The organism is Amantichitinum ursilacus (assembly GCF_001294205.1).
GTDB classification, from domain to species: Bacteria; Pseudomonadota; Gammaproteobacteria; order Burkholderiales; family Chitinibacteraceae; genus Amantichitinum; species Amantichitinum ursilacus.
Map to the genome: position 1 here is coordinate 15,798 of NZ_LAQT01000008.1, position 24,580 is coordinate 40,377.

The following is a 24,580-nucleotide window of genomic DNA, read 5'->3' on the forward strand; positions in this document are numbered from 1 at the left end:
GGGTTTTTTATTGCGCAGCGCTGGACGTGGCGTGGGTGGGGGCAATTAAAACGGCGGCGCAGTGGCGACCTCTCTACAATGCCCGTGTGACTGCCCCGACTTCTCCTTCTTTATATCTGCGCGACTGGCCCGTGGCCGCGCCACGCCATGCCGTTTTGCTGGTGCACGGCCTGGGCGAACATAGCGGCCGATATGACGCGCTGGCGCAATGGTTTAATGCACGCGGTTACGCTGTGCGCGCCTATGACCATTGGGGCCACGGTCAGAGCCCCGGCGCGCGCGGCAGCCTGCGCCGCAGCGCGGTATTGCTGGACGATCTGGCACGCGTGTTTGCGCAATATCGGGCCGAACTCGGGTTTACGCCGCTGTTGTTGGGCCACAGCATGGGTGGCGCGGTGTGCGCACGCGCGGTTACCGCCGGCCGCGTCACGCCCAGCGGGCTGATTCTGTCGTCACCGGCGCTGCGGCCGCGCGCGCCGCGCTATCTGCAGAATCTGGCGCGCGTGCTGGCGCTGGCAGTGCCGCACAAAGCCCTGCCACCGCGCACGCCGTCGCTGAAGTTGTCGCATGACCCAGCCGTGCACGACCGCTTCGTGGCTGATCCGCTGCGCCACGGCCGCATCACGCCGCGCCTGGCCGCATTTATTGTCAGTGCGGGCAGGGCGGCGATCCGCGATGCGCGCAAGCTCAGCGTGCCGACCTTGTTGCTGGCGGCGGGCGATGACGATCTGGTCGACCCCAGCGGCAGTCTGGAATTCGCGTTTCGAGCGCCGCCCGATCTGATCACCTTCCAGTATTTTGATGAGCTGTACCACGAGCTCTTCAACGAAGCCGAACCCGCCCGCAGCGCCGTGTTGGGCGCGGTGGATGCCTGGTTATGGCGGCAGCCGTTACCGTCTTCGGTACCGCTGTAAGCCACAACCTATTTCAATAAATTGCCGCATAAATTGCATGGCAAGGCACTTTTGCGCCTTCCATCGTCCCCGTTTTCACGCCGCCGGCTACTAGGCCGAACCACATTGCGTCCCTATTTACTAAGCTTGAACCGACGCGCGCGCGCGCGCCCATCCACTATTTGTTTTTACTATCGATATGTAAAAAACAATAAATTGGATCAATCTGGATGCCGCCCGCATAATCGCCTCACTGAATTTTTGCTTAACCCCCTCAAGGAGCTACACCCATGCTGCAATCCCGTGAAGGTCAACGCGTTCCTAACGTCACTTTCCGCATTCGCGAAGGCAACGACTGGAAAGACGTCACCACCGACGAACTGTTCAAGGGCAAAAACGTGGTGTTGTTCTCGCTGCCGGGCGCTTTCACCCCGACGTGTTCGAGCACCCACTTGCCGCGTTACAACGAACTGGCTCCGGCGTTCAAGCAACACGGCATCGACGCCATCCTGTGCGTTTCGGTCAACGATACCTTTGTGATGAACGAATGGGCCAAGGATCAAGAATCCGCCAACATCACCATGATCCCCGACGGCAATGGCGAATTTACTGAAGGCATGGGCATGCTGGTGGACAAGGCTGGCCTGGGCTTCGGCAAGCGCAGCTGGCGCTATTCGATGCTGGTGAAAGACGGCGTGGTCGACAAGATGTTTATCGAACCGGAAAAAGACGGCGACCCGTTTGAAGTGTCCGACGCCGACACCATGCTCGACTACGTGGCGCCGGGCGCCAAGAAGCCGGATCAAGTGGTTGTGTTTACCAAGGTAGGTTGCGGCTTCTGCGCCAAGGCCAAAGAACAACTGTCCGCTGCCGGTTACGACTTTGTTGAAGTGCCGCTGGATAACAAGGTGCGCGGCAAGGTACTGGGCGCATTGGCTGGCAAGGTCACCGCACCGCAAGTGTTTGTTAACGGCAAGCTGATTGGCGGCTCCGAAGAAGTGGCGAAGTTTGTTGCCGCTTAAGTAATAAGCAACAAGGCATCGACTGAATGATGCAAGGCGGCGGGTGCATAGCCCGCCGCCGTTATGCTGATGCAACAACTCATCCAGTCACCGAACCTGATCATGTGCGCGGCGCATGATCAGGTTCAGTGATTGTTCGAAACAGGACTCAGGAATACCGCCATGACAAAAACGATTGAAATTGATGTTGCCGTGATCGGCGCGGGCACTGCAGGTCTGGCCGCGTATCGCGCCGCCAGAATGAATGGCAAAAGCGCCGTGGTCATCGAAGGTGGCCCCTACGGCACCACGTGTGCCCGCGTTGGCTGCATGCCGTCCAAGTTGTTGATCGCTGCCGCCGAAGCCGCGCACGAACTGCGCCATACCGCCGCCTTTGGCGTGCACGTGGATGGCCAGATCCGCATTGACGGCCGCGAAGTGATGGACCGCGTCAAACGCGAACGCGATCGCTTTGTCGGGTTTGTGGTGCGTGGCGTTGAGAATATTCCGGCTGAAGATAAAGTCGTTGGCTACGCGCGCTTTGTCGACAACACCACCTTGCTGGTTAACGAAGACATCACCATCAAGGCCTCGCGCGTGGTAATCGCCACCGGGTCCAGCCCGGCCGTACCGGAAGCCTTCCATGTGTTTGGCGATCGTTTGATCGTTAACGATGACGTGTTTGCCTGGGATGATCTGCCGGGCAGCGTGGCCGTCTTCGGCCCCGGCGTTATCGGTCTGGAACTGGGCCAGGCCTTATCGCGCCTGGGCGTTAAAGTGCGCTTGTTTGGCGTACGTGGCGGCGTTGGCCCCTTATCTGATCCGGCCATCCGTAGCTATGCCAAGAAAGTATTTGCAGAAGAATTCCACTTCGACCCCGATGCCAAAATCATCAAGATGGGCCGTGAAGGCGATAAAGCCTGCATCACCTACGTCAATCTGCAGGGTGAAGAGGTCACCGAGCATTTCGATTACGTGCTCAGCGCCGCGGGCCGTACTCCCAACGTGGGCAAGCTGGGTCTGGAAAACACCGGCATCGAACTGAATGCGCGCGGCGTGCCTGTTTTTGATGCGGAAACCCTGCAATGCGGCACTTCGCCGATCTTTATTGCGGGCGACGCCAACAACGTTTTGCCGCTGCTGCACGAAGCTGCGGATGAAGGCAAAACTGCCGGGACCAACGCCGCGTTGTATCCACATGTGGTGCCGGGTTTGCGCCGCGCCACCATCGGCGTGGTGTTCTCCGATCCGCAAATTGCCATGGTCGGCAAACGCTTTATCGATTTGCGTGAAGGCAGCTTTGTGACGGGCGAAGTGAGCTTTGAAGACCAGGGCCGCAGCCGCGTCATGCTTAAAAACAAAGGCCTGATGCATGTGTACGCGGATGCCGATACCGGTATGTTCCTTGGCGCAGAATGGATCGGCCCGCGCGCTGAAAACATTGCCCACACGCTGGCCTGGTCGTTGCAGCAAGGGCTGACCATCGGCGAGATGCTCGATATGCCGTTCTACCATCCGGTGATCGAAGAAGGCCTGCGCACCGCTTTGCGCGATGCATTTGCCAAGCTCAACGCTTAAGCCATCCCAGGCAGCCAGACAGAAGGGCAGGACGATTCCTGCCCTTTTTTACGTCTATGCCTTGCACCGCGTCGTCCTTCCGGGTGACGGCAAAAGCGTGCGCTTGCCACTATCCTGTAGCCATGCCGCAACGTGCGTCGCCCCCGCGCGCTGCGCATCCCTGTTGAGCCGCCGCGCTCAATGGATTTCGCCAGATAGCCAGCCAAGCCGCCATCGCAGCGGTCCAGTCAACCCGGGGCGCCGGAGTCGATCTTGAAGCCTTTTTCCCGAATTTTGCTTGCGCTGACCGCCGTATTGGCGTTGGCCAACATCGCCCACGCCGATGACGCTGGCCCGGCGCTTAAAGCCAAATACCAGACGCTCACCGATAAATTGCAGCACAACGCGTTTAACCAGCCGGTGTATCTGGAATCGGTGCAGACGTCCAGCAACCTCAAGGGCGATGTCTACGCGGTGGTCGATCAGCCGTTCGCCACGTTTGCCAGTGCGGTTAACAAGCCGGAAAACTGGTGCGACATCCTGATCCTGCATCTGAATATCAAATACTGCCGCGCGGGTTCTTCGGCCACGGATTTACTGGTCTACTCGGGCCGCAAGATTGAACAGCCGCTCAAGGATGCCTACAAGCTGCAGTTTGCCTGGCATAGCGATGCCAGCAGCGCCGATTATTCCAAGGTCAGCCTGCAAGCGGGCGCGGGCCCAATGGGCACCAAGGATTATCACATCGTGCTGGAATCGGTGCCGGTGGACGCCAGCCACACGTTTATCCATCTTTCTTATGCCTACGGCTTTGGCGTGAGCGCACGCCTGGCGATGCAGACTTATCTCAGCACGGTGGGTAGTGATAAGGAAGGCTTTACCGAAGTGGATGGCAAGCCGGTCGGCGGCGTGCGCGGTCTGGTCGAACGCAATACCATGCGCTATTACCTGGCAATTGCGGCCTATCTCAAATATCCGACCTCGCCCGAGAAGCGCGACGCGTGGTGGTTTGACGCGACCGAGCATTACCCCGATCAACTGCATGAAGTCGAAAAAGACGACTACATGACCATGAAACGCAACGAGTACAAACGCCAACAATCCGCGCCCGACGCGTAAACGTTGCATAGGGTGGGTCGAGACCCACCCTTCAAAGCGATATCTCGGCGCAGTGATCTTGGCATACCACTTTGGAGGGTGGGTCTTGACCCACCCTATGCGTCGCGCCACCGCAGTTGCTTGCGTCTGCGCTTAAAGCTCGCCATCCGCGGGCAGCCAACTCACAAAGCGACTGATAAAGCGCCGGCTGAAGCCCGCATCCGGATCGCTGCCCCAAGTCTTGGGCTGCCCTTTATCATCCGTCGCCGTCCACACCAGCGCGCTTTTTGCGCTGGTTTTGCCATCGGCATCGGGCTTTAAAGTGACGTGATAGCTGTATTGCGGCAAGGTCGCCTTGTCATAAAGCGCGGCCACTTGCCCCGCCAGCTGCGGGCTGTTGATTAGCACCGCCTGTTCGGTATTCAGGTTCACCGAGCGCGGATCCAGGTTAAACGAGCCGATCATCAAATACTTGCGATCGACCACATAAGCCTTGGTATGCAGGCTGGCGCGCGAGGAGCCTTTGCTGAACCCCGCACCCGACGGCTCGCCGCCAACGGGTTTGAACTCATAGATATCCACGCCGCTAGCCAGCAGCGCCTTACGATAATGGCGATAGCCTGCATGCACTGCCGCTACGTCGGTCGAGGCCAGCGAATTGGTCAGCACTTTCACTTTAACGCCGTGTTGCGACATTTCATTGAGCTTGGCCGTGCCGCCATCCTGCGGCACAAAGTAGGCCGAGATAATGATGAATTCTTTATGCGCGCGGTCCAGCATGGTCGCCAGGCCCTTGCCCGGCTTGCTGGGCGTGTCGGGCTCGTCCGGGTCCACCTTGTTGGGGTTATCTACAGCCAGCCATGCATTGGCCCAGATCAGTTGCTGGCTGGCACGCGCCAGCAATGCATTGGAACTGGCCGCATCCGGGATCGGCAACGCGCCTTTTTCCGCTTCCTTGCCGCCTTTGGGGTCTTCGGCCGCGTAAGCCGCTTGCGGATTGGCCTTCCACGCTTTCAACACCTCGGGCGAGGGCGGGCGATTGGCGACGGCCGCCACGGGGTACGACTCTTTGCTGTTCCAGTAATGGTCAAAACTGCGCGAAGCATGATCGGGTAGCGCGCCGGCAATCAGAATATCAAGATCGCGAAAATTAACGTCGCTGTTCACACCAAAATACTGATCCGCCAGATTGCGCCCGCCCAGAATCGCAAACGCGTTATCGGCGATCAGCGACTTGTTGTGCATGCGCCGTTCCAGATGATCGAAATCGCTAAACATTGCCGAAGCCCGCGCCAGCGCTGAGCGTCCACCGGTCGTCACCGGGTTGAACACGCGCGCCTCGAAATTGGGTTCGGTGGCGGCCAGTGCCACCACGTTGTCGGGATTCTTGATATTCATATCGTCCAGCAACAGCCGCACGCGCACCCCGCGCCGTGCGGCCGCCACCAGCGCATCCATAATCGCATGGCCGGTACGGTCTTCCATTGCCGCGTAATACTGCAAATCCAGCGATTTTTGCGCCTGCTGGATCAACGCCATGCGCGCTTCAAACGCCTCTTTGCCCGATACCAACAGGTAAAAGCCCGACTGACCCGGATGGGCCGAGACCTGCGACGCCACACTTTGCGCCAGGGCGCTGGCGGCGGGCGTGGGCAGATAGGTGCTGGGCGGACGCGGATATTGCGTGATATCGGCGCGCGTGGCGCAGGCAGTCAACAGCACGCCGGCAAGCAGAATCACAGCGGAAGACTTTGCGGGAAGGGGCATCAAACGGATAGCGGCCATGAGAATCCTTATGGATTTCTGCTGTGAAAATGTTGTTTTGTTTGAAGCCAGAACGCCGTTCTGGCGGCTTTCATGATGCTAGCGCGCGGGCGCAAAAAGTTCTGTCGGCGACGTTAGCCGCCCGCTGTAAGACCCCTTCCGATAAAGGGTCTTGCCCGATGCATGAAGCTTTGGTTACATGACAGGGCCCCAGCCGATTCTTACCGGTAGCACTCCTGGTGTCAGCAATGACAGTCGGCTCGCATAATCCAGCACAGATGCATTCGTTTATTTATTTCAGCACCCCCTGCCGCTGGAGTCACTTTAGTGAACAAATCTGCTTTTCGCGTTGCCACGCTCGCCTTGCTCAGCGCCTTGTCGGGCCATAGTTTTGCCGAAGGCCAAGGCCATGTCCGCGTGGTATGGGAAAAACACGATGTGGTGATCAATGCCGATCACACTTACACCGATACGGTCGACCTTAAATTCCAGGCCGTCGACCAGGGCGGTGCGTCGTCGCTGGGCCAGCAATATCTCAGCTACCAGCGCGGGCGCCAGGCGCTCGATATTCTGGCGGCCGAAACCGTACATGCCGACGGCAGTGTGGTGGCCGTGCCCGAACAAGGTTTCAAAACCCAGGACGGCATGCTCGGCGGTGTTTCGATGCCGGAAAACCAGCTGATCCAGATTACCTTTCCGCGCGTCAGCCCCGGCGACGCGGTGCATTACCGCTATCGCTTTACCCGCAAAGAAACCGATCTGCCCAATGGCATGAGCATGCAACTGGGCTTTGACGATGCCGTGGTACACGACAACGTCAGCGTACGCATTGATTACCCGGCCGAACTGGCGCTGCAGACCGATGTGGTGGCGATGCAGCCGCATCAGGAAAGCGCCGAACCCGGCCGCAAGCGCATCAGTTTTAGCTATGCCAACAAAACCACCGTCACCCGCGAAGGCGGCGAGACCGATGGCTGGCAACAAACGCCGCACGTTTATCTGACTACGTTTGCTGACTGGAAAGCCGTGGCCGACGCGTATCAATCGCGCGCCAACGAAAAAGCCGCAGTCACGCCCGAAGTGCAGAAACTGGCCGACGACATCACCAGTGGCGTGACCGGTCAGCGCCAGCAAGCCAGCGCGCTGTACGACTGGGTGCGTCGCAATATCCGTTATATCGCCGTGTATGTAGGCGCGGGCGGCATGGTGCCGCACGACACTGCCACCATCCTGGCCAACCATTATGGCGACTGCAAAGACCACGCCACGCTGCTGGAAGCGCTGCTGCGCGCCAAGGGCATCGAATCGTCGCAGGTGCTGATTACTGCCGATACGCGCACCTATAAATTGCCGTCGGTGCCGGTGGCGGGCTGGTTTAACCACGACATCAACTATGTGCCGTCGTTGGGCTTGTTCCTTGATTCGACGGCTGATCTGGCGCCGTTTGGCGTGCTGCCCGAAACCGACTTGTCCAAGCCGGTGCTGATTACGCGAGATTTCAACGGCGTGCGCAATACGCCGGTGGGTTCGCCGCTGCGTGATCGCGTGGTGCGGCGCACCACCATCAAGATTGCCCCGGACGGATCGGCCACGCGCGCCACCGACATCATTGGCTTTGGTATTGCGGGTATGACCAACCGCCAGTTTCTGGACAGCATCGGCGGCGACAAGCTGCACGAGTGGGCCAGTCGCAATCTGGCCGAGAGCGGCATGGAAGGCGACGCCAATCTGGAACTGCTGCCGCAAACGCATGCTGATGAGAGCGGCTATCGCTTGACGCAACACATCGCCAACTACGTCGATCAGCCCGAAGCCGGCACGCTGGGTTTTGTCAGCGCGCGCGAAGGCCCGATTTCGCTGGGCAATATCCTCACTCGCTTTCAACTGCCGCAACGCACGCGCAACTTTGCCTGCTCGGGCTTTGGCGTGGATGACGAAGTGCAGATCGAACTGCCCAACACCATGCACGTGGTCTATCTGCCGCGCGATGTTGAAATCCAGCGCGATGCGGTCTCGATGAGCGCGCGCTACAGCCAGACGGGCAACACGGTCAAACTGGTGCGCCACTTTGCCCTCGATACCCCGGGCGCGTCGTGTTCGCCAGCCGAATTTGCCGCGCTGAAGCCGGTGATGAAAGATGTTGAACGCGCCACGCATGGTCGCCTGGTTTACGTTAGCGGCGATGCGGCGGCGGCCGAAGCGATGCGCAGCGGCAAGTCGGCGGTGGCCTCGCGCTAGGCGTGCAACACTGCGGCGGTTGGCGCTGACAACACCCCACGGGCGGATAGCATTCCGCCCGTTGTGCATTGCAGGCGTATGCATGGCGCGACACCTGCTATGCGCACGGCATATCGGCAACGGCTTTGGGCTAGGATAGAGCGACCTTTCTACGGGACGCACACGTGCACAGCATTCGGTCTCGTCTTAACTTGCTGGTGCTGGCCATCGTCACCACGGTGCTCAGCATCTCCGGCATCGTGTCGTGGTTCCAGAGCCGCGATAACGCCGAATTGCAGTTCGGCCTGATGGCGCAGTCGCTGCAGAGCCGGCTGCAGACCGTGCTGCCTGGCATCTTGTGGAATTTTGACGAAGCGCAATTGCAGCGCGTGCTCGACGCCGAAATGCAATCCACCGATCTGGCCTATGTGGGCGTGCAAACCACCGAAGGCTTGCAGGCAGTACGTCGCCGCGACGGCAGTCTGGTGGTGGATCACGGCCTGCCCGACGACAACGACGGCATCAGCCGCGACTTTAGCCTTAACTATCACAGCAACGATGGCGATCACCCGATCGGCAAAGTGCACGTGGTGCTCACCCGCCAGCGTATTACCGACCGGCTTAACCGACTGATTGTGACCAAGCTGATCGAAATTCTGGTGCTCGATACCATCATGGTGCTGGCGCTGATGACCAGCTACAGCCGCGTGCTGCTGCGACCGTTATCGGCGCTGCGCAACGCGCTTAACCGCGCGGCCGATACCCCCGCGTTTTCGCTGAATGATCTGCGTTTGCCCGGTCGCCGCGATGACGAGGTGGGCCAGGTGGCTGATGGCGTCGAACGCATCGCACGCCGTTTGCTGACTGAACTGGAAGAGCGCAAGGCCGCCGAAATCGCCATCCGCCAGGCCAAAGAACGGACCGACGAAGCCTATCGCGTGCTCAAAGACACGCAAGCCAGCTTGGTGCAGGCGGAAAAGATGGCGTCACTGGGCGGCCTGGTGGCGGGGGTGGCGCATGAAATCAACACCCCGGTGGGCGTGATTCTGACCAGTGCCTCGGTGCTGGCTGAGGAGACCGCCACCTTTAACGCCAATGTCGAAAGCGGCAGCGTGCGCAAATCCGATCTGCTGCGTTACACCGAAACCGCCGGGCAATCCGCGCAATTGATCTTGTCCAATGCGGGCCGCGCGGCCGAGCTGATCCACAGCTTTAAACAAGTGGCGGTCGACCAGACCTCCGAGGCGCGCCGTGCGTTTGGCTTGTGCGAATACCTGCACGAAGTGATCACCAGCCTGAGCCCCAAGTTGAAGCGCACCGCCATCGAGGTGCAACTGGAATGCCCGGAACATATCCGCATGGATGGCTACCCGGGCGCGCTGTCGCAGGTGTTTACCAACTTTGTGACCAACGCGCTGACGCACGCGTTTGATGAAGGCGCGGCGGGACTGATTACGATCAACGTCACCGCCGACGGCCCGGACCACGCGGTGCTGCAGTTCCGCGACAACGGCAAAGGTATCGCGCCCGAACATCTGGGGCGAATTTTCGATCCGTTCTACACCACGCGCCGCGGCAGTGGCGGCAGCGGGCTGGGGCTGAACGTGGTGTACAACCTGGTTACGCAAACGCTGGGCGGCGTCATCGACGTGCAAAGTACGCTGGGGCAGGGCACTACATTCACGCTGCGCTTGCCCCTCACCGTTGCATAAACCCATAGGGTGGGTCGTGACCCACCACCCAAAGCCGCGAAGAAGCGCGCAACTGGTCGCGTGCTGGCACAACACTTTGAACGGTGGGTCTTGACCCACCCTATGCCTTGGGCGGCGTCATCGACGTGCAAAGCACGCTGGGGCAGGGCACTACATTCACGCTGCGCTTACCCCTCACCGTTGCATAAACCCATAGGGTGGGTCGTGACCCACCACCCAAAGCCGCCAAGAAGCGCGCAACCGGTCGCTTGCTGGTACAACACTTTGATGGGTGGGTCTTGACGGGCATGCCGAGTCCCACTCTATGCGGTGCCATCACCCGGAGGGCAACGCACTTTTCGGTTATGCCGTGGATGCCGGATGGCCCCGCATGGGGCCGGGGCCGTTGGCCCCCAATGTGCGTTGCCCCCAAAAACCCGGGGGTAACGCACCCTACGCGTCGAAAAAAAGCCGCGCCTTCAAAGGCGCGGCTTTCTGGTTAAGCAATACGTTGGCTTATTTCACCCGCATGCCCGGCTTGGCGCCCAGGTCCGGCGTCAGCACATACAAGCCGCCATCGCCGCCTGCCGCCAGCACCATGCCTTCCGACATGCCGAACTTCATCTTGCGCGGCGCCAGGTTGGCCACCATCACGGTATGACGGCCGATCAGGTCTTCCGGTTTGTACGCCGATTTGATGCCCGCAAACACATTGCGCGTTTCGGTGCCGATATCCAGCGTCAGTTGCAGCAACTTCTCTGCGCCTTCCACATGTTTGGCATCGACAATCTTCGCCACGCGCAAGTCGATCTTCATAAAGTCATCAATGCTGATGGTCGGCTCGATTTCGGGAATCTCGTAATCGGGCTTGGCCACTTCGGCCACCGGGGCCAGGCTTTGTTTGTTTTCTTCGATCATGGCTTCGATATTCTTACCGTCTACGCGCGTCATCAGATGCTGGTAGGTGTTGATGGAATGGCGGGTCAGCAGCGTGCCGGCGTCTTGCCAGGTCAGCGGGCCCACGTTGAGGAAAGCCTCCACATCGGCCGCCAGTTTCGGCAGCACCGGCTTCAGATAAATCGTCAGAATGCGGAAGGCGTTAATCAATACCGAGCACACGCGTTGCAGCTCGGCGTCCTGGCCTTCCTGCTTGGCGATTTCCCACGGCTTGTGTGCATCCACGTACTGGTTAACCAGATCGGTCAACGCCATGATGTCGCGCACGGCGCGGCTGTATTCGCGGTTTTCCCACTGCGCGGCAATGCCTTCAGCCGCATTCTGCAATTCGGCCAGAGGGCCTGCGTCGCCCAGATCAGCCGCCAGCGTATTGTTAAAGCGCTTGCTGATAAAACCGGCGGCACGGCTGGCGATATTGACGTATTTGCCAATCAGATCGCTATTAACGCGCGCCACAAAGTCATCCAGATTCAAATCCAGATCTTCAATGGCGCTATTGAGCTTGGCGGCAAAGTAATAACGCAGCCATTCCGGGTTCAAATGGCGCAGATAAGATTCAGCGGTAATAAACGTACCGCGACTCTTGGACATCTTCTGGCCATCCACGGTTAAAAAACCATGCGCATTGATGCCGGTCGGGGTGCGATAACCAGCATATTCCAGCATCGCCGGCCAGAACAGCGCGTGGAAATACAGAATATCCTTGCCGATATGGTGATACAGCTCGGCGTTGCTATCCTTGTTCCAGTAGCTGTCAAAATCCAGGCCCAGGCGTTGGCACAATTGCTTGTGGCTGGCCATATAGCCCACCGGCGCGTCCAGCCAGACATAAAAATATTTGCCCGGTGCATCGGGGATTTCAAAGCCGAAATAGGGCGCATCGCGGCTGATATCCCAATCATTCAGGCCCGCTTCAAACCATTCATTCAGCTTGTTGGCCGCGCCTTCCTGCAAACGCGGACGCTCGCCGCCATTGACTGTGGCGGTGCCGGTGGTCCAGCCGCGCAAAAACGCTTCGCAATCGCCCAGCTTGAAAAAATAATGTTCCGAATCACGCAATTCCGGCGTCGCACCAGAAACCGCTGAATACGGGTTGATCAAATCGGTAGGCGAATAGGTGGTGCCACAGACTTCGCAATTATCGCCATATTGGTCTTTGGAATGACACTTGGGGCATTCGCCTTTCACAAAGCGATCCGGCAAAAACATGTTTTTTTGCGGATCATACAATTGGCTGATCGTGCGATTGGCGATCTTGCCGTTGGCTTTCAGCGCGTTATAAATGCGATAAGAAAACTCGCGGTTTTCTTCCGAATGCGTGCTGCCGTAATTGTCGTAATTAACGTAAAAGCCTTCGAAATCGCGCACATGCTCTTTGGCCACGCCAGCAATCAGTTGCTCGGGCGTAATGCCTTCTTTCTCGGCACGCAGCATGATGGGCGTGCCATGGGTATCATCCGCACACACGCTGTGGCATTCATGGCCCCGCATCTTCTGAAAGCGCACCCAGATGTCGGTCTGGATATGCTCCACCATATGGCCAAGGTGGATGGCACCGTTGGCATAAGGCAGGGCGGAGGTTACGAGTATCTTGCGCTTCATGGGGGCGGGGATCCGTAGGGTGATCAGAACTGCGGATTATACCGCACATGCCCATCCCCGCGTTTTACGGCCTGGCCGCGCGCCATTGCCCCCCGATTTTACTAACCGCAATCCCCGGCTTTGCCCGGTTCTGGCCTATATAAAACAACATGCAAACGCTTCTGCACTTTGACTGGATCTATAACATCGGCACCGTCGCCTTTACGGTCGCGGGCTATCTGGTGGGCGTGCGCAAGCGGCTTGATCTGCTGGGTATCGTCATCGTGGCGCTGCTCACCGCCATTGGCGGCGGCATTATCCGCGACGTGCTGCTTAGCCGTACGCCACGCGTGTTTCTGGATGCCACGCCCATCTTTTTGATCAGCACCGCGTTGCTGGCGTCGTTATTGCTTAAATTGCAGACGCGTAATACCGGCGTGCTTAATCGATTGTTTATCGTCGCCGATTCGATCGGGCTGGTGGCGTTTAGCCTGGCCGGTGCGCAAGTGGGCATCGACGCGCATCTCAACCTGTTTGGCGTGGCGTTTCTTGGCTTTGTCACGGCCGTCGGCGGCGGCCTGGTGCGCGACATGATGGTGAACGAAGTGCCGTTTATCCTGCATGAAGATTTTTACGGCACCGTGGCGCTGATCGTGGCCGTGGCGCTGTACGGCGCGCGTACTGCAGGCGTGGTCGGCGAAGGCGTGGGTTGGGCGTTACTGGTGGTGGGGCTGTTATTAAGATTGATCGCGCACACGCGCGAATTCCGTTTACCCAGGGTAGAAGAATGAACTCACGTGCGCCTGTGCAATGGCCCGCAACGGGCGATATCGCTGGCTGGAAAAACTGGTTAAAGCAAAGGCTGGCGCAGGCGCAACAACAACCGGCGGGTGATATGTCGGACCACCACGGCCAACGCCCCGCCGCGGTGCTGATTGCACTGGTGCCGTACCCCGATGGCACCCGCATCATCCTGACCGAGCGCTCGCACGCGCTGTCCAATCACGCAGGCCAGATCAGTTTTCCGGGCGGGCGCATCGACCCGGAAGACGCCGACGCCACCGCCGCCGCCATCCGCGAATCATGGGAAGAAATTGCGCTGCCGCCTGATAGCGTGCAGGTGGTGGGCCAGTTGGGCGTTTATCACACCGTCACCGGCTTTGTGATTACGCCGATTGTCGCGGTCATCACCCCCGGCGCCGCGCTGGCCGCCGCGCCGTCCGAAGTCGCCGAAATCTTTGAACTACCCGCCCAGACGCTACTCGACCCGACGCGGTTTCAACGCCGCTGGATAGAACGTCGCGGCGTGCGCGGCCGCACTTTGTTTGTCGAAAGCGAAGGCGTGGTGGTGTGGGGTGCGACGGCGGGCATGCTGATGCTGCTGGCGCGCGCACTGGGCGTGGGCGGGGAGCCGCAGGATCAGACGGTTAGCTAGTCAACGCTGCGGTTTGGGTGGTTGCGCCCGATACAACAACGCCCCGGCATGCGGGGCGTTGTTGTTTGCGCACAAGGTGTCGATCAATGCAGGTTGAAGGCCGCCAGCGTGGCGCGTGCCCCGTTCTGCAGCGTGGAGTCTGTCCACGTCGGCTTGTAGATATAAAGTATGCCGTTGGCCGACATCGACAGCTTGCCGGCATACAGCGCGCTCCATACCTGCTGATGGCTTTGTAGATCAAACGCGTAAGTGGTGGTTTTGCTGCTGACGAACACGAGATTGTTGGTCACCAGCGGGCTGCCGACCGCGCTGCCAATGGGGGCTGACCACACCAGCGTGCCGGTGGCTTCGTCCAGCACATCCAGCGTGCCGCGTTCGCCATCGGCCAGATAGACCAGACCCTGCGCCACGGCAGGCGCGCCCGTGCAACGGCACAGATGTCGCCAGTTCACGTTGCCGGTTTGCGTATTGATGCTGAGTAGATCGTTGCTGCGGTAGTTCACTCCATCCGCAGGCGCCGAGGTGGCCATCAGCACCTCTTGCAAACTGCCCACCACCGGCGGGATGCCTTGCGTCGACGCCGCAGCGGTCAGGTTGTGGATGGCGTAGCTGCGAGGCGTGGCCGCGGAGTTTTTATTGGCAATGTTCAAGATCCCCACGTTATCGCGCGCGTTGTTGGCGATGCCTGGCGGTGCGTAATCGCCCCAGATATAAACATTCTGCGCATCGGCGGCCACATTACCCCATGCCTCGTTACCGCCCCAAGTGAAGCCCGCGGCGCCGGTCTGCAGGTTGTAGGGCCGGGTGAACGAGCCCACGTTGGCATACAAACCACTGCCATCCACAACCGGCGCGTCGCTATCGGTATCGCCGGAGTCCTGGGTTTGCCACACGGGTTGGCCCGTTGCGCTATCCAGCGCGCGGACTTGCGCGATGGCGCCGATCAACTGGCTGCGGGTATAAAACAGCCGGCCATTTTGATACGCCGCCGCCGACACGCCCGTCATGGTCTTGTCATCGGTGACGCTCCACAACGTCGCACCACGCTCTTCCGACAGCGCCACCAGGTATTGGTTATATCGCAAATACACGGCGCCATTGCCTGTTACCACGCCGCTATCGGTGACGTTGCCGCCGATGTCGTTTTGCCACAGCCAGCGAGTGGAAAAGGCTGCTGGATCGAGCGTCACCGGCACGTAGCCGGTGTGCTGCGCGTTGCCATTGGTGTTGTCCCAGTCAGGCGTACCCGCCAGTGGCCTGAGCGCGGACAACGTCGGATGTGCAGTCGCGCGCCACGGGATTTCCAGATCGGGCCCGTAGTGCCGGGTGCAGCCGCCGTCGAGGCAAACTGCGATATTGAGTTTGCCCTGCAGCGGGTTGAGTGAGCCCAGATCGGCGGGAATCTGCACGCTGACATGGCTCGTGCGGCGGTCGGCCGCCAGCGTGATACGTCCGGCCACCGTGGGTGCCGTGCTGAACACTTGCAGCCAGGCTTCGGTGGGCAGGGTAATGCCGCTGCTGACGTCAAATTCCAGGCTCCCTGCTGTGGCAGGCAAAAACTCAAAACTGAGGCTCTGCGTGGCGCTGCTTAATACGCTGACGCCATTGGCGGGCACGCTCGGCGCCACATGCACTGTATAAGGCAGCGTCGCGCTGACTCCCGTCACGTCTTGTGAACAATCCTCCACCGCGCACAGATGTAATCGCACCGAGCCGCTGTAGTCACCGGCAGGTACGGTCTGCAACGGCAGCGTGGCGCTGAACGTGCCGTCGGATTTGACGCTAAACCGCGTCGCGCCAAACAGCTGATTGTTATCCAGTTCTTCCAGCCTGATGGCGTGGCTGGACGAGTTGACGATTTTGCCGTTCAGGCTCAGTGCCGGTGTGACGCCCGAGATGGCGTCGCCATTGAGCGCGGCGTCATCGGTAGTCAGCGCCGCTTTGGCATTGGGGTCGACGACGCCGGTGCCGGGTGCTGCGCCAGAGCCCGTGTCGTTGCCGCCACCTCCACCGCCGCACGCCGCCAGGCTTGCCGCAAGAATTGTCGTCGCGGCCAGCCGCGCCAGTTTGCTGTTCATTGTGTATTCCAGATTCATGTTTTTGTTCGAGTCCTGTCAGCGCCTTCGATCAATGCAGATTGAAGGCCGCGACCGTGGCCACCTGATTGGGCGTGTCGGCGTAGCCCACGCCGGTGGTGATATACAAGGTGCCGTTGGCGGACAGCGACAACATGCCCTGCAGCGGGGTGGACCAGACCGGCAGATGTGTGGTCTGGCTGATGGTGTAGGTACCGCTGTCGGTGCCCACAAACACCAGGTTGTTGGTGACGATCAGGTTGCCGCTAAAGCGGCCGTACGGGCGCGGCGGCTGCCAGCTCCATAACATGGCGCCCGTCATTTCATCGCGCGCTTCCAGGCGATACGGCGTGCTGCGCGCGACGAACACCACACCATTGCCCACGGCGGGTGCGGGCTGATCGGCGAGCAAGCTGGGCATATACAACGACCAACGCACACTGTTGCTGGCTTTATCGATCACCGCGAGCGAACTGCCTGTTACCAACAACGAGCGGTCGCTGGCGATTACGGTGTGGTCTTCGGTATTGCCCAACTGCAGCGCGCTCGGGAGATGCAGCGCTCGCACCAGCGCGCCGCTGCGCCGGTCCAGCGTCTGCAAATCCATGCCCTCCGTCGTGAAACTGAACATGCCATTCAGTTGATACACATATTGCGCATCAACCGCCGGGCTCCACGACGTGGTCTGGCCAGTCAACGCGGCGTCGAACAGGACGCTGTTACTGGTCGGGTCGATGGCGCGTACACCGCCTGCGTGGCCGGCGGGCACATACAGGGTCTGGTCGTAAAACACCGGGGACTGCGGATTGAAGGCGGTGGTGGACGGGTTACGCGCCCACGTCAGCGCGTTGCTGCCGGCAAGCAGATTACCGCTTGCGTCATAGGCTGCCCAGGTGCCCTGGTTGTTGCCCAGCGTGGGCGCGCCATAAGCCGCGCCGTTGTGCGTCGCCAGCCCACTGACCTGGCTGCCCGTCCAGCGATGGGCAGTTTCGCTACCGTCGTATTCAGACAGCGCCACGATGGTTTGCGTCGCCGCCACCCAAGCTGTGTTCTGCGCGGTGACCACGGCGTTTTGTGGGGTGAGGGATTCGCCCGTGCGCGTTTGCCACATCCAGCGCGGGGCAAAGCGGGCCGGATCGAGCGTGACCGGCACAAAGCTGGCATGCGTCGCAGAGCCAAATGTCGCGGACCAGTCGGCCGCGCCCGGCAAAGCAGTCAGCGCCGCTGGCGCCACCCGCGCGCCCACGTCGATCTGGTAGGGCAGATCAAGCCTGGCCGCGTTATCCACCCGGGCGCAGAACAGATCCATACACACATCGATTTGCAACACGCCGCTATAGCTGTTCGGTAGCAAGTTGGGGTCGAACATCACCGTTGCGGTCGCGCCCATGCGGTCGGTATCCACCAGCACCTGGGTGAACACCGGGTTCAGCCAGTGATTGTTGGGGCTGGTCAGCCGGATTTTGTGGTGGTCAGTCAGCGCTTGCGAAAAGCGTAGATGGACCGTCTGCGGCACCGCGACACCCGCAGCATAACTGGCGTGCAACTGGTTGATATCGGCGCTGAGTGTGCCGGCGGACGGTTTGACGGGGGTGAGGTTCAGCGCATAGGGCACGGTCACCGCCTGTGTGCCCGCCATGCTGCTGCAGTTGGTATTGGCGCACACGTTGATGGCCAGGTTGCCCTGATACTGGTTGGTGACCAGATCGTTGTCGACCAGTAGTCGCAACGTAAATGTTTTGCCGTCGGCCGAAAGGGTAAACAGAGGGGGATCGCGGAAGTGGATCAGCGCGGTGTTGCTGTCCGTAATCTGCACTTGAGCATCGTCAGCGACGGGTGTGTTGAGCGTGCCGGTCAGCACGATGGGCACACTGACGTCTTCTTCGGCATTGACCGAAATCTGCTGCTGATCAAATTGCAGCGCAAATTTAACGTTGGCGGCCGGGGCGGGCGTTGGGGTTGCCGCAGGTGTTGGCGTGGGTGCGCCCGTGGGCGTGGCCGCGGTGCCAGCGCCACCCTTGTTGGCGCTGCTACTGCCATCACCACCGCCCCCACCGCCGCACGCCACCAACAGCGTAGCCAGCCCCAGCGCGCCGCACGCGCGTGCCCATTTGATATTCTTCACCTGATGTCCGTCCCGGAAAAATCGTTGTTATTAAATCGTTGGGACGGAATGCTAATGACATCTGTCAGTCAAGGTAAGCCTGACGTACCTGAGTGTGTCTTTTTGTATCGTGAGTGGCGAAAGCGGGCCGGGGGCGGCCGGACAAGCAAACGCCCCGGCATGCGGGGCGTTGTTCAGACTCTTTGATGGCCGAGGCTTTGATCACGCCGCCTGCGCGGGCAAGCCACCCAACAACTTATCCAGCGTCATCGGGTAATCACGCACCCGCACGCCGCACGCGTTATAGATGGCATTGGCTACGGCCGCGCCCGCGCCGCAGATGCCGAGTTCGCCGATGCCTTTAATCTTGAGCGGATTGGCCTTGTCATCCACCTCGGGCAAAAACACCACTTCCAGCGCGGGCACATCGGCGTTGGTGGCGACGTGGTATTCGGCCAGATCGTGGTTGGCGAACAGGCCCAGTTGCTCGTCCACCACCAGTTCTTCGGTGAGTGCCGCGCCGATGCCAAAGGTCATGCCGCCCAAGGCCTGCGAGCGTGCGGTTTTCTCGTTAAGGATGCGGCCAGCGGCAAACACGCCCAGCATGCGGCGGATGCGCACTTCGCCGGTGTCCATGTCCACGCCCACTTCAACAAAGTGCGCGCCGTAGGCTTGTTGCGAGAATTGCTTCAGCGTCGCGCCCGGTTTGATTTCGCCTTCGGCCTCCAGCCCCGCGCCGACCAGCTCGACCAGGGGTTTGCTCTGGCCGCCATCGCTGATCTGGCCGTTGGCAAAGAGGGCGCTGTCGGCGTTGAAGCCAGCGGCGCTGGCCAGTTTGCCGCGCAAGGCCATGCAGGCGTCGTACAGGCCCGAACCCGCACTGGCCGCGCCAAACGATCCGCCCGAACCCGCCGCAGCGGGGAACTCGGTGTCGCCCAGCAGCATGCGTACCCGTTGCGGGGGCAGGCCCAGCATTTCGGCGGCGATCTGGGTAAAGATGGTGTAGCTGCCGGTGCCGATATCAGTCATGCCCATGCGCACGGTCAGGATGCCGTCGCCGTCCAGCCGCGCTGACGCCTTGGACGGGCGCAAGAAATTGCCGCGGCTGGCGGCGGCCATGCCGTGGCCGATCAACCAGCGGCCGTCGCGCACCTGGCCGGGTTTGGGGTTGCGTTTATTCCAGCCAAAGCGGCGCGCGCCTTCTTCCATGCACGGCACCAATTGGCGCGTGGAGTAGGGCACGTGTTTGGTCGGATCTTGTGAGGGCTCGTTGCGTTTACGCAGTTCGATCGGGTCGAGATTGAGCTTTTCGGCCAGCTCGTCCATCGCGCATTCGATGGCCAGCAAACCCACGGCTTCGCCCGGCGCGCGCATTGACGACGCCACTGGCAAATCCAGCGTGCTCAGCCGATGCGCAATCTTGCGATTGGCCCCGGCGTACAAAGACCGCGTCTGGTCGGCGGCCGATTCGTAAAAGTCTTCGCCCGCAGTATTGCCGGACCAGCTTTCATGCGCGATGGCCTGGATATGGCCGTCTTTGTCGGTGCCGAGGCGGATGCGTTGTTCGGTGGCGGTGCGGTGCGTGGTCACATGAAAAACCTGCGGCCGCGCCAGCGCCAGCTTGACCGGTCGGCCCAGCTTTTTTGCGGCCGCGGCGGCAAGGATGGCATCGGCCTGGATGGCCAGTTTGGCGCCAAAGCCACCGCCCACATACCGGCTGATGATGCGCACCTGTGTCGGTTGCAATTGCAGCGTTTTTGCCACCGCGCCTTGTGCTTGCGCCAGCATCTGGTTGGAGGTGTACAGCGTCAGATGGTCGCCATTCCACAAAGCCAGCGTGGCATGCGGTTCCATCATCGCGTGCGACTGATGTGGCGTGGTGTAGGTGACGTCCAGTTGCACTGGCGCGGCCACAAACGCGGCTTCGAATTCGCCTTCGGTGGCGTCGGGCGCTTGCTGGTTGGGCGGCGGCACGCGGGCGTGCACTTTGGCTTTGTTCAGATTGAATTCGCCCGCGTCTTGTTGATAGCGCACGTTGACCAATGCCGCGCCTGCGCGCGCTTGTTCAAAGCTGCTGGCCACCACCAATGCTACCGGTTGGCCAAAATGCGTGATCTTCTCGTCGTGTAATTGCGGGCTGCTTTCTTTGGTTTTGGGGCCCTGCGCGATCATGTTTTTGTAGGTCAGCACCAGTTGCACGCCGGGCGCGCGCTCGGCGGCGGCGCTGTCGATGCTGATGATCGAACCCTTGGCGATCGTGCTTTGCACGATATAGGCATAACTGGCCTGGCCGCCTTCGTTGTATTCATAGGCATAAGTGGCGCGGCCGGTGACTTTAAGGCGGCCGTCCACGCGATCCAGTGGTTTGCCGATCAACCCCTGGCGGTTATCGTCCAGCGCATTGTGGCCAGCCGGTTTAGACATTTCCATAACGCGGCCTCCTCAGGCGGTGGGTGTCAGCACGGCGTTCAGGGTGCGGCGCGCCAGCGTAATCTTGAAATCATTGTGGCCGTAGCCCACTGCGCCTTGCAGCACGGCATCGGCCGCATGGTGGTAGGCGGCGGGGCGGTCGGGGGTATCGCGTAAGGCTTGCTCGGCCGCATTAACGCGCCAGGGCTTATGCGCCAGCCCGCCAAACGCCAGCCGCGCGCTATGAATCTGGCCACCGCTGCGTTCCACAATCGCGGCCACCGAGACCAGCGCGAATGCATACGACGCACGATCGCGCACCTTGCGGTAGATGTGTTCGCCTTTAACCGGCGGCGGCAAGGTGACGGCGGTAATCAGTTCACCGCTTTGCAAGGTGTTGTCTTGTTGCGGCGTGTTGCCGGGCAGGCGATGGAAATCGGCAATCGGAATAATGCGGCGCTGGCCCTGGCCATTGATGGTTTCGACTTGCGCATCCAGCACGCGCATCGCCACCGCCATATCGGACGGGTGCGTGGCAATACAGGCTTCGCTAGCGCCCACAATCGCATGCATACGATTAAAGCCCTGCAGCGCCGAACAGCCACTGCCCGGTTCGCGCTTGTTACAGGGCAAACCGGGCGTATAAAAGTAGTAGCAGCGCGTGCGTTGCAGCAAGTTGCCGCCGGTGGTGGCCATATTGCGCAACTGCGCCGACGCACCCGCCAGCAAAGCGCGGCTTAGCACCGCGTAGTCTTTGCGGATGCGCGGGTCGGCCGCCAGATCGGCATTGCGCACCATCGCGCCGATCCGCACGCCACCGTCGGGCGTGGCTTCGATGCGGTTGAGCGGCAAATGCGTGATGTCGATTAAATGCTGCGGCTTTTCGATTTGCAGCTTCATCAAATCCAGCAGATTGGTGCCACCGGCGATGAATTTGCTATTGGGCGTGCTGGCGGCGGCACGCGCGGCGGCGGCTTCGTCCTGGGCGCGTTCATAAGTAAACGGAATCATGAGCGTTGCCCCGCTGCCTGCTGGATCGCCTGCACGATATTCGGGTACGCCGAGCAGCGACAGATATTGCCCGCCATGCGCTCGCGGATTTCCGCCTCGCTGAGCAAGGGCTTGGCTTGCAGATCAGCGCTGACGTGGCTGGGCATGCCCTGGCGCACTTCAGCCAGCATGCCGACGGCCGAACAGATCTGGCCCGAGGTGCAATAGCCACACTGAAAACCGTCGTGTTGCAGAAACGCCTGTTGCATCGGATGCAGCTGGTCGTCGTGCGCCAGGCCTTCGATGGTGGTGATCTGCGCGCCTTCGTGCATCACCGCCAAAGTCAGACAGCTGTTGATGCGCCGGCCGTCGACCAGCACCGTACAGGCGCCGCACTGGCCGTGGTCACAGCCTTTTTTGGTGCCCGTTAGATGCGCGTGTTCGCGCAGCGCATCCAGCAAGGTGGTGCGCGGGTCCAGCGTGGCGTCAAAGCGGTGGCCATTGATATTGAGATGCGTGGCCAGGCCGGGTACGGCGGGCGTGGCGGCGTTGGCTGCGGCCGCATCGGCCTGCGCGCTGGCGCTGCTGACCGCCAGCGCGGCGGGTACGCCTCCGGCCACCAGCGCGGCGCTGGCTTTCAACATCGAGCGCCGGCTGATGCCGTGCTGTTCGTGTTCGTGGTGCTGATCGGTGATAGAGCTCATCGCACATAACCTCCGGAATGCTGACGCGCGTTGCGTTCGGTCAGCGTGCGTTCGGGTTTCCACAGGCCGTTGCGCATCAGCGCGCCGCTGGCGTCGTGGCGCGCCAGATCGTCCAGTGTGTCGATGTCGATATGGATGCCGGCATCGCGCACCGGCACAAACTGCGCGGGCGTGGCGTCGCGCTCGATGATGGCGCGGGCGCCTTCGTCTCCGCTTAGCTCGGCCAACTGGTTGTAGTAATAGCTGGCAAAGCCCACCGGATGACCACGGCGGCCTTCATAGGTCGGCACCGCCAGGGCGCTGCCGCCCGCCAGCCGACGCATCACTTGCTTAATGGTGTTGGGCTGAATAAATGGCATGTCGGCCAGCGCCACCACCCAGCCCGCTGCATGCGGCGTGTGGCGCACGGCGTAGGCCAGGCTCTCGCCCATTCCCAGTTCGGCCGAGGCGCAGGTCAGCACTTGCAGGCCCGCCGCTTCCAGCAACGATTTAAGCAAGGGCCGCTGCGGCGATACCACCGCCACCGCCCACGGCAGGGCTTCGATCAGATTCAGCGCGCTTTTAACGCCCAGCCGCGTGCCGTCATCCAGCGGATGCAACAATTTGGGCGTACCAAAGCGGCTGGATGACCCGGCCGCTAACAGCACGCCCACAATGCCTTGCCGATTGGCAGGCTGGTTTAACAGGATATCGCTCATGAGTTTTCTCCCGCTGCGGGCGCCTGGTGGATCGACCCGCCGCGTTGGCTCAACTTGCCAGCGGGATGGCCGCTGGTGGTTGCTTTGATTTCGGCCAGGATGGCCAGGGCCACTTCTTCGGGCGCGTCGGCGCCCAGATCAAGGCCAATCGGATAATGCAGAATGCCGGCCTGCTGTAATGCGGCGGCTTTTTCTCGCGCGCCGATCTCACCGAGCATGCGTTCGGTGCGGCTGCGCGGGCCTAACTGGCCGATATAGCGCGGTTTGAATTCAAGCAATTGCGCCAGGATGCGCTGGTCTTGTTCGTAGCTGTGCGTCATCACCACGGCCACGCTGTCATGGCCGATGCCGGTGGCGGGCAGGGCGTCGGCCAGATCAAGCACGCACACCTGGTCGGCCATCGGGTAGCGATCGCGCCGGGCAAAATGGGCGCGGCCGTCGGCAATCGTCACGCGCCAGCCCAGGCTTTTGGCCATCTGCGCCAACGGCACGGCATCGTGGCCCGCGCCAAAGATCACCAGATCGGTGGGCGGTTTCAGCACTTCCAGAAATACTTCGACGTCGCCATTGCCCACCGGATAACGGTGCAAGGCCGAGCCGCCGTTTTTTAACGCTTCGGTCAGATCGCGGCGGATGGCTTGCGTCAAGGATGGTTCGGCCAGTTCGCCGTGCGTGCTGCCATCGGGATCAATAAACACGCGCTGGCCAACGTCGACATTGCCCACGCCGCTGCGGCCGATGACCACCGCACATGCGCCGGGGCGGCGCTGCTGGGCGATGCGTTCCAGCCATAGCAATTGCGGCGAATCTTTGCGGATATGTTCCAGCAGAATATGCACCGCGCCATTGCAGCCCAGGCCAAAAGTCCATTCGGCGTCTTCGCCCGCGCCGGTGTCATAGCGGCACACCACGGGCGCGCCGCCGGAGGTAAGCCACCACGCTTTGCGCACAATTTCGCCTTCCAGACAGCCCCCGCTGACGGTGCCGCTGTGTTGCCCATCGGCGCAAACCAGCATGCGCGCGCCGGGGCGGCGATACGCCGAATCTTCGACCTTGACCACGGTGGCTAACACCGCATCGGCATGCTCCGCCAGCGTGGCGTGCAACGACTGCACCAACGTATTTACGGTATTCACAAACGGCCCCCGCGCATTGCAACAACTGAAGTCTGGTGCAGCGCGCGCAACATCGCTGCAAGCGGCGAACGTCTCTTGCTGTAGGAATGATTCCGTTAGGGTTCTTGCCTGGATGCACCGTCGCGGCCAAACGAAGATTTCACTGTCCCTACGCCATGCTTTCAAAAGGGCGGCGTATGTGTCTGGTTTGTTTCGCTGGGTAAGGCCACGCCAGGGTGGCCGGTTTTGACATGGTTCGCTACACATGCGCCCTGGCGCGTCTCATTAGTT

At 60.8% G+C, this 24,580-nt stretch carries 17 protein-coding genes; 8 read left to right on the forward strand and 9 right to left on the reverse strand.

Going from position 1 to position 24,580, the window contains the following annotated elements; genetic code table 11:
• Positions 1–86: 86 nt before the first annotated feature.
• The 4 genes from WG78_RS10140 (at position 87) to WG78_RS10155 (ending at position 4,570) form a co-directional block, all read left to right on the forward strand.
• Positions 87–914 carry an alpha/beta hydrolase gene (locus WG78_RS10140; RefSeq protein ID WP_201782412.1) on the forward strand — a complete coding sequence of 276 codons (828 nt, stop codon included), beginning with the start codon at positions 87–89 and terminating at the stop codon, positions 912–914.
• Between the two features lie 269 nt (positions 915–1,183).
• On the forward strand, positions 1,184–1,915 hold the full coding sequence (locus WG78_RS10145; RefSeq protein ID WP_053937708.1) for a glutathione peroxidase: 732 nt from the start codon (positions 1,184–1,186) through the stop codon (positions 1,913–1,915).
• Positions 1,916–2,077: 162 nt separating this feature from the next.
• Entirely contained in the window at positions 2,078–3,472 is a 1,395-nt protein-coding gene (locus WG78_RS10150; protein ID WP_053937709.1) for a dihydrolipoyl dehydrogenase, read from the forward strand.
• Positions 3,473–3,724: 252 nt separating this feature from the next.
• Positions 3,725–4,570, forward strand: a complete 846-nt coding sequence (locus WG78_RS10155; protein WP_201782413.1) for a hypothetical protein — start codon at positions 3,725–3,727, stop codon at positions 4,568–4,570.
• Positions 4,571–4,702: 132 nt separating this feature from the next.
• Here the strand turns inward: WG78_RS10155 and WG78_RS10160 are convergent, their stop codons facing one another.
• Entirely contained in the window at positions 4,703–6,334 is a 1,632-nt protein-coding gene (locus WG78_RS10160; protein WP_083458907.1) for a phospholipase D family protein, read from the reverse strand.
• A gap of 306 nt (positions 6,335–6,640) precedes the next feature.
• Between WG78_RS10160 and WG78_RS10165 the strand changes: the two genes are divergently transcribed.
• Positions 6,641–8,551, forward strand: coding sequence for a DUF3857 domain-containing transglutaminase family protein (locus WG78_RS10165; RefSeq protein ID WP_053937712.1), 1,911 nt, complete (start codon positions 6,641–6,643; stop codon positions 8,549–8,551).
• A 164-nt stretch (positions 8,552–8,715) separates the two neighbouring features.
• Positions 8,716–10,242, forward strand: coding sequence for a sensor histidine kinase (locus tag WG78_RS22070; RefSeq protein WP_152969145.1), 1,527 nt, complete (start codon positions 8,716–8,718; stop codon positions 10,240–10,242).
• Positions 10,243–10,737: 495 nt separating this feature from the next.
• Here the strand turns inward: WG78_RS22070 and metG are convergent, their stop codons facing one another.
• On the reverse strand, positions 10,738–12,780 hold the full coding sequence (gene metG / locus WG78_RS10175; RefSeq protein WP_053937713.1) for a methionine--tRNA ligase: 2,043 nt from the start codon (positions 12,778–12,780) through the stop codon (positions 10,738–10,740).
• A gap of 149 nt (positions 12,781–12,929) precedes the next feature.
• Here metG and WG78_RS10180 point away from each other — a divergent pair, with 149 nt between their 5' ends.
• Together WG78_RS10180 and WG78_RS10185 are read left to right on the forward strand one after the other, a co-directional pair.
• Positions 12,930–13,550 carry a trimeric intracellular cation channel family protein gene (locus tag WG78_RS10180; RefSeq protein ID WP_053937714.1) on the forward strand — a complete coding sequence of 207 codons (621 nt, stop codon included), beginning with the start codon at positions 12,930–12,932 and terminating at the stop codon, positions 13,548–13,550.
• Positions 13,547–14,194 (forward strand): CoA pyrophosphatase, encoded by a 648-nt coding sequence (locus tag WG78_RS10185; RefSeq protein WP_053937715.1) that lies wholly within the window; start codon positions 13,547–13,549, stop codon positions 14,192–14,194. Before WG78_RS10180 ends, WG78_RS10185 begins: the two co-directional genes overlap by 4 nt.
• A gap of 83 nt (positions 14,195–14,277) precedes the next feature.
• Here WG78_RS10185 and WG78_RS10190 read toward each other — a convergent pair whose 3' ends face one another.
• The 7 genes from WG78_RS10190 to WG78_RS10220 all read right to left on the reverse strand — a co-directional run bounded on the left by WG78_RS10190 (position 14,278) and on the right by WG78_RS10220 (position 24,310).
• A complete protein-coding gene (locus WG78_RS10190; RefSeq protein WP_161805094.1) occupies positions 14,278–16,272 on the reverse strand; it encodes an outer membrane protein assembly factor BamB family protein in 1,995 nt (664 codons plus the stop codon).
• Positions 16,273–16,321: 49 nt separating this feature from the next.
• Positions 16,322–18,394: a PQQ-binding-like beta-propeller repeat protein gene (locus WG78_RS10195; RefSeq protein WP_053937717.1), complete on the reverse strand. Its 2,073-nt coding sequence runs from the start codon at positions 18,392–18,394 to the stop codon at positions 16,322–16,324.
• 201 nt (positions 18,395–18,595) lie between these two features.
• Complete coding sequence (locus tag WG78_RS10200) at positions 18,596–20,803, reverse strand: xanthine dehydrogenase family protein molybdopterin-binding subunit (protein ID WP_053937718.1); 2,208 nt, start codon at positions 20,801–20,803, stop codon at positions 18,596–18,598.
• A gap of 12 nt (positions 20,804–20,815) precedes the next feature.
• Positions 20,816–21,793, reverse strand: a complete 978-nt coding sequence (locus WG78_RS10205; RefSeq protein ID WP_053937719.1) for an FAD binding domain-containing protein — start codon at positions 21,791–21,793, stop codon at positions 20,816–20,818.
• On the reverse strand, positions 21,790–22,476 hold the full coding sequence (paoA, locus tag WG78_RS10210) for an aldehyde dehydrogenase iron-sulfur subunit PaoA (protein ID WP_236692016.1): 687 nt from the start codon (positions 22,474–22,476) through the stop codon (positions 21,790–21,792). Before paoA ends, WG78_RS10205 begins: the two co-directional genes overlap by 4 nt.
• On the reverse strand, positions 22,473–23,174 hold the full coding sequence (locus WG78_RS10215) for a nucleotidyltransferase family protein (protein ID WP_083458909.1): 702 nt from the start codon (positions 23,172–23,174) through the stop codon (positions 22,473–22,475). Before WG78_RS10215 ends, paoA begins: the two co-directional genes overlap by 4 nt.
• Positions 23,171–24,310, reverse strand: coding sequence for an XdhC family protein (locus WG78_RS10220; protein ID WP_053937720.1), 1,140 nt, complete (start codon positions 24,308–24,310; stop codon positions 23,171–23,173). The genes WG78_RS10215 and WG78_RS10220 overlap by 4 nt, the downstream gene beginning before the upstream one ends.
• Between the last annotated feature and the right edge of the window lie 270 nt (positions 24,311–24,580).